Consider the following 12,450-nt stretch of genomic DNA (forward strand, 5'->3'; position numbering starts at 1 on the left):
TGAGCTTCGCCGGAGGCTGGTACTGCCTGGATTGCCACTGAACAGCCCCATCCCACAAATGGTGGATACCACCTTACCGCAGCGGGCAGGTTGGTGAAGGTACCAGCCTTCGTCTTAATGTATCTTGTACATAGGAGGCGAACGAGGGGCGTTCAAGTGGCGCCGCCGATCTGCTCCCCCATCCAGAAGTCCCTCGACTTCGAAATCACTACCGAGCCCTCAACTGAAGCCCGCCTGACGTGCCCCGTCCGCTCTGCACGCTGTAGTGCGCCACAACACTCCGTTCGCCGGAGCGAGGTAGAATTCAGACCCTGATCCCGCTCAAGTGGAGGTCAGAACTTGGGTCAACACTTGAATTGGAGGCAAGCAGCCTCGCCAAGACTACGCCAAGCCGCGCAATAGCACCCGATCGCACTACCCACTCAATCATTTAGGCAGATGATTTCACGTTGATTTACAAGCACAAATTCCCAACGCTGACGGTTAAATCCCGACGGTATACCCGCCCTAATTTTTCGATCTTGAATTCACAGGAAAATTTGCGCGGCTCGGAGGGATGGCACGCTCAGCAAGTATCAGAATCAATCGACGCAGCAGGCTTATACTAAGCTGGGACGGTCTCCTCTGGGCCTCTCCCCAATTTCCGTCCGATACCGTCAATGGTCAGTCGATCCGGCTTGTGATAGTCCGCGTTGCGCCAGGAGCGGGCCCTCCCCGCCAAGTGGCCTTTGATCCGAAGCGGATATCTTGCCCGAAAAGAGGCCCTGTGGGTCCTTGGTTCGCGGCCGAGCTTGGCCTCAAGAGTGGCGGGCTTGGCGTGCTGCTGACTTGGCGACCGCTCTATGCTTTGGACGTCCCGAAGGGATGCGTTCTACATGCCTAACTGCGCCCGCCAGCTAGAGAAGGCTGGCCATGCCAATATTCACTTCCGGCCAACGGCAACAGACATCCGCTGCCGGACCAGTCGCATTCATTCGTTGCGCATCGCGAAGCCGCGGTCTAACGGAATATCGAAGTCGTTTTCGGCGAGGCTCCTTTCGATTTCAGCACAGACGGCTGCGGGTGCCAGCGATCAACCTGTGCCGCTGCGTTGGAGACAAGGCGCTCGCAGGAAGCCCGAAGGGACGCAGGAGAGTCGCGACTTGTCGGATCGTGCTAGATCATTCCAGGAACACGTTCAGATCGTGACGGCCCCCCAAAAACGCCGCCGAAAGCGCATGAACGAGGAGGTTGGCTCGGTCGGGTTGCGCATAGAGCGTCGCAGAAAGGACCAGAGCTTCAAGTCTTTCCGCAATCTGAATAGAGAGCGCCCCTTCTGAGGATTTGCCAACCAGGATGAGAAGTTCTTCGATCCGCTTATTTAGATCAGGCGCCACAGCAAGGCAGCGTATCGTCTAGCGAGCGGTTCGCTGCGCGATTCCGGCCGGTAACGGAAATATCGACCGCTCCAGCCGGTTTTCAAGGCGCCGCGCCTCCTCCTGCGTTAGACCCTAGGCGACCCGACGGAGCCTCCGCCGTCAAGAGGCAAGCGAAGCGACGACGAAGGCGATGCCACCGAAGCGAAGCGATATTCTGCCCATCCGCACATCTCCCATTGACGTCAAACATCCTGCAACCACAGCAATCGAGATCGCGCGAAATCAGAGTTACTCCCGCCTTGGCGAGGCCGTGCTGATCGCACCAGTCTCCGGGCGCGCGCCTGCACTACGCTCCAGGTGAAGGTAAGGCATTGGAGACGAGCCAAGCGACATCCATCATCGTGATCTGGCGGTGAAGCTCGAAGTCGAGGCCACTCGGTACGTCTCGGGCGGTATGTTCGTGGGGGTAGGCGTCGTCGGCGCCTTCGATGGTAAGCACGGCCGGAATGCCGTTGCAGATGAAGGGGACGTGATCGCTCGCGAAGGGTTTGAGCGACACCTGCGTCTCAAGCTGGGTGTAGGTCGCGGCCGCGTCCGCGAGTTGATCAATAACCTCTTGCGATAACGCGGCGCCCTCCAGAAGGACCGTCGGTTTTGACGTGTTCTTGCTGGCGGCCATGTCGATGTTGACAACTCCGGCGATGCGACCGCGATCCTCCGGCGAGAGATTATTGACGTAGTGTTTGCTTCCGAAGAGGCCTTGCTCCTCGCCGCCGAAGAGGATGAAAGCGACGTCATGGCGCAGTTCCGGTAGTCTCGCCAGTGCGGTCGCCACCTGCATCACGGTGACGCAGCCGCTGGCGTTGTCATCGGCTCCCGGTGCGCGCGCACCTGCGCCGCCCTCGTGGTTCACCGAGTCCAGGTGAGCGCTCATGATCAGCAGCCTTGCGTCCGGCGCAGTGCCGCGGCGACGTCCCACGAGATTGAAGGATTGTGAACCCTCCATGGTGAAGGTTTGCCGCGAGGTCTCGCAGCCGGCCGCGGCGAGAACCGGCTCGCAGATATCGAGTGCCTGCAGGAAACCCTGTCCGGTCGACTCGCGGGTGTGGATCGCGCTCAGGCCTTGGACCTGGAGCTTTAGATCCTGTGCTGTGAAACTGTTCACCAGCCCGACGATGTCGCTTCGGGGTTGTGCGCGCCGCCCGCTTCGCAGCCCAACGTCGATCGCCCCGTCGGCGTACGGCACGACCGCGAAGCATCCGGGCTCCTCGACCCAACGCTGCTTCTCGGCCCAGTCGATCAGGAGAAAGCGTCCGGAATCGACGAGCACCTTCGCCTGCGGGTTGGCGCGCTGGAAGCTCCTGCCCTTCTGCACAACAACGTAGAACTCGCCCTGCGCCGTTGCGACGGTACCATCGGGTCCGGCACCGCGCCGGTCGTCCTCGCGGGTCACGAGCACGTTGCCAAACCTGCAGCCGTTGACGCCGACCGCAAGTCTCTCCGACGACGTTTGTTCGCGTGCTATCCTCAGCTGCATCTTCGGCCTCACCGGCTTTCGGGTGGCAGGTCCCGCGGCGAAACGCGGGCAGAAATGAGTCCCGGTCCGTCCCAGGCTCGAGCATCGCTAAGCGCCTTATCGAGGTCCGCTTCCGTCGCTACGGACACGGCATTACCGAAACCCATGGCGCGCGCGAGTCCCGGATAGTCCCACCGGTGAAGGCCGACGTAAGACAGCGATTCGCGGTCCGGATCGGTAAACCACTTGGGATCGATCAGGTATTGCTCGATGGCATAGAGGCCGTTGTCGATCAAGATAACGACGGCCCGGATGCCGTGCCGCGCCATTGCGGAAAGGCCGGCGGCGACGATCTGGAAGCCGCCGTCGCCGCAGATCACGAGCGGGCGCCTCGCGTCGGCGAAGCCGACCCCGATGGCAGCCCCGATCGAATGCCCGATCGAGAGCCAGACCGGGCAGCAGATGAATGCGTTACGCCCCTTCACGTTCAGGTCCGCGGCGGGGTAGCTGCCAAGGCAGGTGTCATGGACCACCACCCATTCCTCGTCCAGGTGGCGGTCGACGACGCGGTAGAGCTGTTCGTGCGTCAGCTCTTGCACAGCAGGTTCGCGCGCCCACTCCCGACGGGAGGCAAAGGATAAGTTGCCGTCGATCCTTTGCGCGACCGCCGTGGCGCGCTGAACCAATCGCGACCCGAGCAGCGGAAGCAAGGTGCCAATCTCCGCCCGCTGCGGGACCCGGTCACCGATCCTCGCCCATCCATCGGCGACCGACAGCATCTCCGCGTACCGGGTCGTTACGAGTTTGCTGTGATCCACGCCGAACACGCAGCCGAGGGTCAGAAGGCAATCGGACTCCTCCAGAAGCTGTCGGACGGGTTTTGGCGCGAGATCGCTGTCATAGACGCCGACGAAGCCCGGCGTGGTCTCCGGAAGCAGCGCCTTTCCCAGCAGCGTCGTTGCCCAAGGGATACCGGAACCGGCCACCAAGCGCTTGGCCCCTTCGGCAAGCCCGTAGCGCGCAATCTCGGCGCAGAGCAGGATCGCCGGGCGGCGCGCCTGGCTCATCCGCCGCACGATCTCGTCGGCGAGCTCCGCCTCCTTGCCGCTGGCCGGTCGCGAGACATCGAGCGTGCCTTCCGGACTCGGGCACGGTGCCTGCCAGAGGTCGTTGGACACCTCGATGTAGACGGGGCGCTGCTCACGCAGTGCAACGGCGATTGCCTCATCGACGATTCGCGGCGCATGCTCGGCGCGTTCCACCCGCGCTGCAAACGCCGTGACTTCCTTGAACATCGCGAGGTCCGTCAGCGGCCGGCCGGTGGAATGGGAGAACAGGACGCCGTAGCGGCGCTCGTTCCAAAGGTCGCGTGCGCCGGGGCCGCCATTCACAACCACCACCGCGCTGCGCTCGACAAGGGCTCCGGCGACAGCGTTGACCAGGCTGAGCGTTCCGACGCCATAGGAGACCGAAACGGCGGCAAGTCCGCGCATCCGTGCGTAGCCGTCGGCCGCGTAACCCGCGTCGAGCTCGCTGCTGTTGACCACAGTCGTGAGTCCCTGAGCCGAAGCGCTGTCGAAGACGGCTGCGCACGACGTGCCGGGGATTCCGAACAGCACCTCGACGCCATACTGCCGCAGGCGACCAACGACGTAGTCTGCGACTGTCTCCGTCACAGGACCTCCCGTTGGGCTATGAACGTTGCCGCGCGAAGGCCGGACTCGATCCCGCCCTGGATCCAGGAATGATGCATGGACGCGTGCTCGCCGGCGAGCAGGACCTTTCCCTCGGGCGCGACGAGGGCGTCATGCAACTCCGTCTGATCGCCGGGGTAGTAAAAGGAATAGGCTCCCACGCTCCAGGGGTGATCACCCCACGCCCATGTCTCGAGATGCTCGATCTGATCGGGCTCGGTGGCGAGCCGATCGTGCAGCGTCGCAAGCTCAGGTATTACCGTTCGCGGCCCAGCGTTGCGCGCCATGCGGCGAGCTGTCTGCCCCCAGCTGTACGAAGCAAGAAAGATCGAGGGTGAACGGGAAACATCGGCGGATCTATTCTCCGCATTGTCTGAGGGATACCAGGTTGATCCCAATATGCCGTCGCTGACCGAGCCCCCGCCGAAGATACCGTCGTCGAGTTCCCAGAAGCGGCATTTGGTGAGTGCCAGGACCTTTGTCGAATCGTCGTAGTTGACCCGCCTGATCGCGTCCGACTTTCTGGGCGACCAGCCTGGACGGTACTTGATACGCGTGAGGACGCCGAGCGGAACGGTGCAGATCAGCCAATCCGCCGTGTACGTCCGATTTCCATCGCCAGCGTTCACTACCGCGGTCACGCCCGATCCGTCCTGCTCGATGGCGATGACCGGGGCCCCGAATGTGACCTTCTGCGACAGCCGCGATGCCAGCGTCTTCGGCAGTGTGTCCATTCCACCTACGATTTCGTCGAACGGCTCGATCCAGACCCCCTCCAGTTCCTCCCGGAGGTGCTCGCACAGTCCGAAGTGCACAGAAGTCTCGAGATTCCACGTGCTCGCGAGCAGCTGGATCGCTCCCTCGCTGAGCCCTGCCTCCAGCAAACGGCCGTGGAGCGACTTCTCGTCGAGGCGGCTCGAGCCGAGGAAACCCGGGCTGGGGCTGAAGAGGTCGTTCTGCTCGGGCTTGCTCAGCCGGGCCGTAATGGTGCCGACGGCGCGCTGCCACAGCTGGAGATCGGTCAGCAGAGCCTCGTCCGCGTCCAACTCGAACAGGTCGCGCAGGCTCGGAGCATCCTTCATAACTACCTTGCGGCCTCGCACCCGCAAAAACGCCTGATCATTTACCTGAACGAAGGGGCGTAGACTGAGCTGTAGCTCGCCACAGTAGAAGCGCGTGAGATTGTGATCGCGCGGTATGCGCATCGCGCCCGCTTCGCCCGATCGGTCCCCAAATCGGAGCGTGCGGACGCGCCCGCCCGCGTGGCTTTGATCTGCTTCGAGCACCGTGACCTCGAACCCGTGCATCTGGAGTTCGTATGCCGCGCACAAGCCGGCAATCCCTGCGCCGATGACCAGCACGCTTCGGCCCGGGGTGGCATTGCCGAAGGACCGCAGTTGCTCTATCTCGATCGGCACGGGTCGCGCGGCGCTGGTGACCCGCAGCGTTTCAGTCCGTGCGACGCTCCTCGGGCCGAAGCCACGCCGTATCATCGCTGGTCCCCGTTGCCTGTCGCGCCCCACATCCCTTCTTCAGCCATTCCCCCCGTCCCACTTGTGCTGCGGCGGCGCTGCACCGCGCTACAGCTTCAATATCTCATAGTCAGCAAGGTTCTTTCTCCGCCTGCAGCGCGGCACAACAGAAACAACTTGTCGAATTCGGTTTCCTGGATGGCAGCGATACTTCCGCCGCCGAGCCCTCTGATGATGGGACCTACCGTATCGCTGTGCCCCACGACAACGACGACTGTGTCGGCCGGCAGGGATTCGATGTCTGTCACGATCTCATTGACGTGGGCAAGCCCGCTAGACGCCTGCGGCTTCTTGATCACAAGCGCATCGCCACGCATCTGCTGCAACGGCGAGAGCGTCTCACGCGTACGTTGCGCACCACTCCAAAACGCCACGCTGACGCCGGTCTCGCCCAGCATGTGGCCGAGCCGTTCGGCGCGCTTCCGACCTGTCGGCGACAGGGTATCCGCCGACGTCGAGCGGTCGGCATGCCGCAAGAGGAAGATCATCATATCGTGCCTCGCGGACGCACTTCACCATCCACCGGGCTCTGTCAGCGCAAGTACCATGTCGAGCGATGCGGCGGATACATCATTGAGCAAGAGTCACGACGTCAGCAACTTCGCTGTTCAGCCGGGCAATGGCCGGACGTTCTGCCGACAGCGCTTCGATCCCAATTTCGCGCGCAACTCAGGTCACGCGTCTGTACAATGCGTTCAAGTCTTCCGGACACTTCGGTCCGGCCAATTACTGTGAGCAATACACGGTACGGTAGCATAAGCTATTTCACACCCGATGACAAGATGTGGCGCTGATTGCGTCTGAAAAATCGAACCGCCAGAGCGCCGGCAGGGTGTCGCTTCAAAAGGGATTGCGTCCTCCCTCATGTCGGTCCCCCAGCCGTTGAGAGCCCCACTGAAGCGCCTAATGGGTCGATCCAGCGCCATCTCCGCTGGGGCTGTAGCCGACGTCTCTGCGGACAGCCGCCCGCGGCAGCAAAACCTTCCGATAGCGCTTTGGCTGCAGGGGGTATAAAGTCTCGCACACGTTGCAACCCCGGGAGGAAAGGTTGCTTTCGCCGCCCCAGCGTCAAGTTCTTGCCCGGCTGATCCTGGACCAGCTCAGTACGTCTCCCAGCGTTCAAGAGATTGGCACTTGGGTCGTTCCTTCCGCACGTTTTGAAGTGCCAAATTCTGGTTTTACTATAAATTTGGCCGAATGGATCGTAACATCGGCGCTCGCGCAATCCACTCCTGATCAGTTGGTTGTCGTGATCCGTAGGGCGGATAATCAGCAGCCAGGTATAGAGTCCCTGCTCGCACTGGCGACACAATTGGAGAACACCCCCAACATTTGGGTGCCGGTTGCATTTTCAGCGGTAATCAGTTGGTCCCCCAATGACGATCCCCTGACCGTGTTGGACGGCAGGCCGTTTGTAGATCGCGCAAATTTTCGCGACTTGTTGCCACGGACCCAACAGCCGGACACACCGAAATGTGTTTTGGTTCAGGGTGAAGAAGGTCATGGCAAGTCATACCTCCATGACTTCTGCAGAAGCTTTGCTGAAGGGCGCAGAGACTTTTTTGTCGGTTATACGAAAATTGGATCAAGCGGGCTCGCGAGTCTGAGCCCGCGCGATCTGGCGATCGAAATCGGAGGCGGCCTTGATACTAACTTCAACAGCTTTCCGCCGGACCATGCAGACCCGCATAGGCATGCCAAGGATCTTGCGAGCTGGGTCCTATCTTTCACTCCGAAGCGTCGAGTACCGGGCTTGGCGGTATTCGACGATGTTGGCGCTTCCGGTGTAAACGACGGAGTCCGCACTTTTATCCATACGCTGATTCGTTCGGTTCAAGACGATGCTGCAGCTGCTGAAAAGCTGCGAGTTGTTCTCATCGGGTATGACGAAAAACGTCTGCAATCGGAGAAATTGAACTATCAGACATATGTCCTTGAATACGTAGATTCCGCCGCCGTGGAATTGTGGCTTCGGAAACAATACCCGGGAAGACCGGACTACCTGTATGAGGAAACAATAAAGCAACTGAATGTGCGCGTCCCGTTGAGTGGAAGCACGCGCATGCGTTCCCTATGTAACCACCTACATTCTCTCCGCGGCAAATTTCAGGCTCCGCCATGATATCACCTGGAGGACTGGAGAGCCTTTTCCTTACGCTCTTCCCGGGAAAGCCGGAACTGCTTCGATTCACGCGCCAATTTCTGGGCGCGCGAATTTCCCAACTTATCGATCGCGAAGAATCTCAAGCATCGACTTCGAGAAGGCTGGTCCGTGAATTGCTTGAACGCAAGCTTGTGAACGAGAAACTCTTCGATTCACTCGTCGCGGTACGGCCTGATCGCTCTGATGTTATCAATAACGTCCGTGAAACTACCCTTGCCGCGATCGCAAACGATGACCGCAACGAAACGACCAGGCTCGAGAATCGAGCACAGCCGGAAAGTACAACGGCGTCGACGGTAGAAAGTGCTCCCGGGCCGTCAAGTGATGAATATGATCGAGAGAAGTGGCGATCATCGCTGAACGAGTTGTTTGAATCCATACCGGCATCGTCCAATACACCTGTCTCAAACTGGACAGAAGCGGCGGCGGTTCTGCCACACTTTAATCCTCTCGAGTTGCGCCCGCTCGGTGGGACGAGCGAGAAAGACGACGGGCTTACCGCCCTGGCTGGACTTTCGGAGGTGCGCACCGATGGACGGTGGACGCTACAACTGCGTCCAAGACGCGAGGCCATTGCACGACTGTGGAAGGAAAAACGACTTCCGGAGGCCTTGAAGGCAACAACAAAGCTGGACCGAAATTCTGCCTACAGGTCGATTCTCAAGAGTATTGCGAAACGAAAGAAAATTATTATCAATCCGCATGCGGACTACACATGGGCTCTTGCAGCGCGAGAGGTTGCCGAATGGTTCGCGAATTCCGAGGTCAGCCCGATCAATCTGGACCAAGTCTCAACCTTGCTGGAACGACATGAAACTATCGAACCGCTCCGCAAACTAACCGGCACACACTTTCGCGGCCGAAAGAAGGAGCTTGCGCGGCTGCGGGCCCACCAACGAGCCCAGCAGGGCACTCGCCGTGTTCTAAAAATCACCGGGATTGGAGGCGTTGGGAAGTCGACTCTGCTCGGAAAGCTGCTCCTCGAACTCGAGCAAACGAAGGGGCCGCCGCCTCCGTGGGTCTACCTCGATTTCGATCATCCCGAAGTCGACCCCAACAATCCAGCTCGCCTGATCGAACTGATCGCCCGACGCCTCGGTCTATTATATGCTGGTGGCGACCGCGCGCACCTGTTCCATCAACTCGAATCTGCTTCTGCTGGCGATACGTCGATGGCGTTCGACATCGGACTGGGGCCGGCGGCGAGTCGCAGCGAGCTTGTCGAAGCCCTGGACGGCGTAGTCCGCCAATTAACCCTCAAACCTTCGTTGCTACTTGTTTTTGATACATTCGAGCAGACTCAAGTCCGAGGGCCTGCCGTTGTCGCAAGCTTCATGGAAACGATCCATGCCATATTATCGCAACTGCCCTATGCCCGGCTGGTAATCTCCGGACGCGGAACCATTGAAGGATTTAGCAATGCGACTTCCGTCCATCTGACCGAATTGGACAAGGCAACCGCACTATCGGTGCTGCAGGCACTTGGGATCCGAAGCGCGGTGACTCGTCGTCGCATTGTCCAAACCGTCGGCCGTAACCCGCTCAGCCTTCATCTCTCGGCGCGAGCCATCAAGCTTAAGCAAATCAGCGTCAAGGATCTGGCACTGTTCGCCGCCGACACGCAACGAGTCCAACTCCAAGGGCGCTTGTACACTCGCGTGCTGGGGCACATTGCGGATAGCGAGATTCGTCATCTTGCTCATCCAGGACTGATAGTCAGAAGGATCACACCCGGCGTCATTCGCAAGGTCCTCGCGGATGTCTGTGGAATTGACCCCGGTCACGCCGATGCTCTTTTCGCCAGATTACCGGAACAAGTGTCCCTTTTCACGTCAGACAACCCGGCACCCGGCGAGCCGATGGCATTGCGGCACCGGCAAGACCTGCGCGAATCGATGCTCGATCTGATGGTGGTCGATCCAATCTGGAAAGACCGCCTCAGCGGCATTCACTCTCGCGCAATTGAATACTATCAGGGACGACGAGACCCCATCGGACGGGCGGAGGAGTTGTACCACCGTTTGATGCGGAATGATCCCCCAGCCGACCTGGATCGGCTTTGGTCCGACGACTTGATCAACTCGATGAGTCGATCATGGCTTGAGCCGTTTCCGGAGCGCGCGCGGTCGTGGCTGGCGATACGACTGGGATACAAGGTCTCCACCCCGAAACTTCGGCAGGTTGATTGGGAGGCCTATGCGCAACGTGAGGTGCGTTCATATCTGGAGACAGGAAATCTGCAAGCCGCCTTCAAGGTTCTTTCTGAACGATCAAGGCGTCTTCCGGGATCAGTGCTAGTCCCCCTTGAGATTGAGGCGCTCCGGGCAGGTGGGCAACTCGAGAAAGCCCTCACGGTATGCCTCAAAGGCCTCCATCGGATTGCTCGCGCCCAAAAGCCCGATGCAGCTTTACAGCTTCATTTACTTGCGGCGCAGATCGGGCTCGAACTGGCTAGAAAGCGCATCGTGAAGCAGCATGCCGAGCGCGCACGACGCCTGGCGGTAAGTCTACAGGACCAGGTCGCAGAATTACTGGCGCTGGAGATGCTCGCCAGGCTCGATACCATCGGTTCGAAGGGGATCCAGGGGTTCAGCACGAACAACTTGTTGGCGATTGAACGAGCGTTCGTTGGTACGCAAGAAGACACGTTGCGACAATCGCCTGATGTTGCGACAAAAATTGTTCGAGCGGTCGGTCCCCAGTCGAGGCAGGTCCTCAAGAAGATGGCGACCACGTTCAACGGACAACCCGAACTTTTTCGACAGGACGCCTTTCAGATGGCCGGCCTCTTGCGCCAAGCGCAAGCCAAGGAGGGCGGCAACCTCGTTTTGGGCGACATCGCCTCATCGGTCGGACTACCTTCGGACAACTTCGACTTGCAAGAACTCGCAAACAACACCATCCGCTATAATTACCAAGGCAATGCTCTGGCTACTTTGCTTGATGCTTTTGGAGAAGACAAAGACATTCGGTCAGCAACCGCAGATCTAATCTTATAATTGGCGATGCCATGAATGGTTTCACAGGCTATCTCTCCGATGCAGAAATCCTCGCAATCAGCGACGCTATCATCGCTGTGGGCCTGGGTGGCCTCTCCAATCAGGAGGCAATGTTGTCCGGCGTATTGCCGGCTTATGCGACGTTGCTGCCCTCCCCTTCCCTGCCCAAAGCGCGAATGCTTGCTCAGCTTTCGTTGCTAAACAAAGTCCACAACCTTCGGAATGGAGACGTTCCACTCGCTCAGTATCTGGCATTCGCGGCAAACCTGGCAAGCGCAACGCAGGCTGCCGAGATCATCGAGAACGCTCTTGAAAAAGTAAACCGGGTCCGAACCGGAAGCCCGGCGTCAACAACACCCGCGCCGCAAATCAATGCCCAAATCACGCCTGAGGCCTACGCCAGAGGCGCGGATGGAACGCTTGATGTCAAATTCCTGCGCGCCGGCGCGGAAGCGGCCGCGTCGGTTGTAAAGTTGCTCGTCCATCGGCATATGGACGGTATGCCGCAGTTTGAAGATGGCGATAAGCCACGATTGGTGAGCGGCACAGGATGGATTATTGCAAGCGGCCTTGTTGTCACCAATCATCATGTGATCAATGCCAGAAGTGACTTTGGCGTAGCGCGCGAAGCCGACGCAAGCGATCAGGACTTCAAGCTTCAGAGCGAGAATACGCATATCCTCTACGACTACCTTGACAAGAACGACCGTCACGAGATGTACAAGACCCTGGCGGGAGCGCTCATTTGCGCCGACAAAGGCCTCGACTTCGCGATCTTTCGCGTACCGGAGACTGCGCCGAACCGTCCACCACTTCGTTTCCGGACACACGCAATAAGGAAGACGCCAGACCAACCGCTGGGAACAGGCGTCAACGTGTTGCAACATCCGAACGGGGATCCGATGCGCATTGGTTTCCGGGACAATTTTGTCGTTGTGGGAGATGATACTATTCTAAGCTACCTCACCGACACCGCTTCGGGATCGTCGGGTTCCCCGGTCTGCGACGATAGCTGGTCGGTGGCGGCGCTCCACCGCGGCTCTCGTCCCGTCTCCAACCAAAACATACAAATCCGCGGGATACAGGTGAGGCGCGAAAACTACGGCACACCTATCCCCACACTTATGGAAAAATTGAGAGTCGATTTCGCGGCTGCTCATGCGCAGATCCTGGCCGGGCGAAGCTAA

General features: G+C 59.6%; 7 protein-coding genes and 1 riboswitch. Of the genes, 3 read left to right on the forward strand and 4 right to left on the reverse strand.

From position 1 onward, the window contains the following. Positions 1–17 precede the first annotated feature (17 nt). Positions 18–126: riboswitch (SAM-I-IV-variant riboswitch) on the reverse strand. A gap of 1,578 nt (positions 127–1,704) precedes the next feature. The 4 genes from JQ627_RS20225 to JQ627_RS20240 all read right to left on the reverse strand — a co-directional run bounded on the left by JQ627_RS20225 (position 1,705) and on the right by JQ627_RS20240 (position 6,591). Beyond that, on the reverse strand, positions 1,705–2,895 hold the full coding sequence (locus JQ627_RS20225) for a M28 family metallopeptidase (protein WP_212485903.1): 1,191 nt from the start codon (positions 2,893–2,895) through the stop codon (positions 1,705–1,707). Between the two features lie 8 nt (positions 2,896–2,903). Beyond that, positions 2,904–4,550, reverse strand: coding sequence for a thiamine pyrophosphate-binding protein (locus JQ627_RS20230; protein WP_212485904.1), 1,647 nt, complete (start codon positions 4,548–4,550; stop codon positions 2,904–2,906). Next, complete coding sequence (locus tag JQ627_RS20235; RefSeq protein WP_212485905.1) at positions 4,547–6,061, reverse strand: FAD-dependent oxidoreductase; 1,515 nt, start codon at positions 6,059–6,061, stop codon at positions 4,547–4,549. The genes JQ627_RS20230 and JQ627_RS20235 overlap by 4 nt, the downstream gene beginning before the upstream one ends. Positions 6,062–6,156: 95 nt before the next feature. Continuing rightward, a complete protein-coding gene (locus JQ627_RS20240) occupies positions 6,157–6,591 on the reverse strand; it encodes a histidine phosphatase family protein (protein ID WP_212485906.1) in 435 nt (144 codons plus the stop codon). 557 nt (positions 6,592–7,148) lie between these two features. On the opposite strand from JQ627_RS20240, the gene JQ627_RS20245 reads away from it, so the two are divergent. Genes JQ627_RS20245 through JQ627_RS20255 form a run of 3 tightly spaced genes read left to right on the forward strand, consistent with a single transcriptional unit; the run spans position 7,149 to position 12,450 of the window. Beyond that, a complete protein-coding gene (locus JQ627_RS20245; protein WP_212485907.1) occupies positions 7,149–8,222 on the forward strand; it encodes a hypothetical protein in 1,074 nt (357 codons plus the stop codon). Continuing rightward, positions 8,219–11,263 (forward strand): AAA family ATPase, encoded by a 3,045-nt coding sequence (locus tag JQ627_RS20250; protein ID WP_212485908.1) that lies wholly within the window; start codon positions 8,219–8,221, stop codon positions 11,261–11,263. The genes JQ627_RS20245 and JQ627_RS20250 overlap by 4 nt, the downstream gene beginning before the upstream one ends. 11 nt (positions 11,264–11,274) lie before the next feature. Further along, complete coding sequence (locus JQ627_RS20255; protein ID WP_212485909.1) at positions 11,275–12,450, forward strand: trypsin-like peptidase domain-containing protein; 1,176 nt, start codon at positions 11,275–11,277, stop codon at positions 12,448–12,450.

This window comes from Bradyrhizobium liaoningense (genome assembly GCF_018130785.1).
GTDB classification, from domain to species: domain Bacteria; phylum Pseudomonadota; class Alphaproteobacteria; order Rhizobiales; family Xanthobacteraceae; genus Bradyrhizobium; species Bradyrhizobium liaoningense_A.

Bases quoted from the DNA above. Each gene is read 5' to 3' on its own strand.
- JQ627_RS20225 (WP_212485903.1), bottom strand. From the start codon at position 2,895: ATGCAGCTGAGGATAGCACGCGAACAAACGTCGTCGGAGAGACTTGCG.
- JQ627_RS20235 (WP_212485905.1), bottom strand. From the start codon at position 6,061: ATGATACGGCGTGGCTTCGGCCCGAGGAGCGTCGCACGGACTGAAACG.
- JQ627_RS20240 (WP_212485906.1), bottom strand. From the start codon at position 6,591: ATGATGATCTTCCTCTTGCGGCATGCCGACCGCTCGACGTCGGCGGAT.
- JQ627_RS20250 (WP_212485908.1), top strand. From the start codon at position 8,219: ATGATATCACCTGGAGGACTGGAGAGCCTTTTCCTTACGCTCTTCCCG.
- JQ627_RS20255 (WP_212485909.1), top strand. From the start codon at position 11,275: ATGAATGGTTTCACAGGCTATCTCTCCGATGCAGAAATCCTCGCAATC.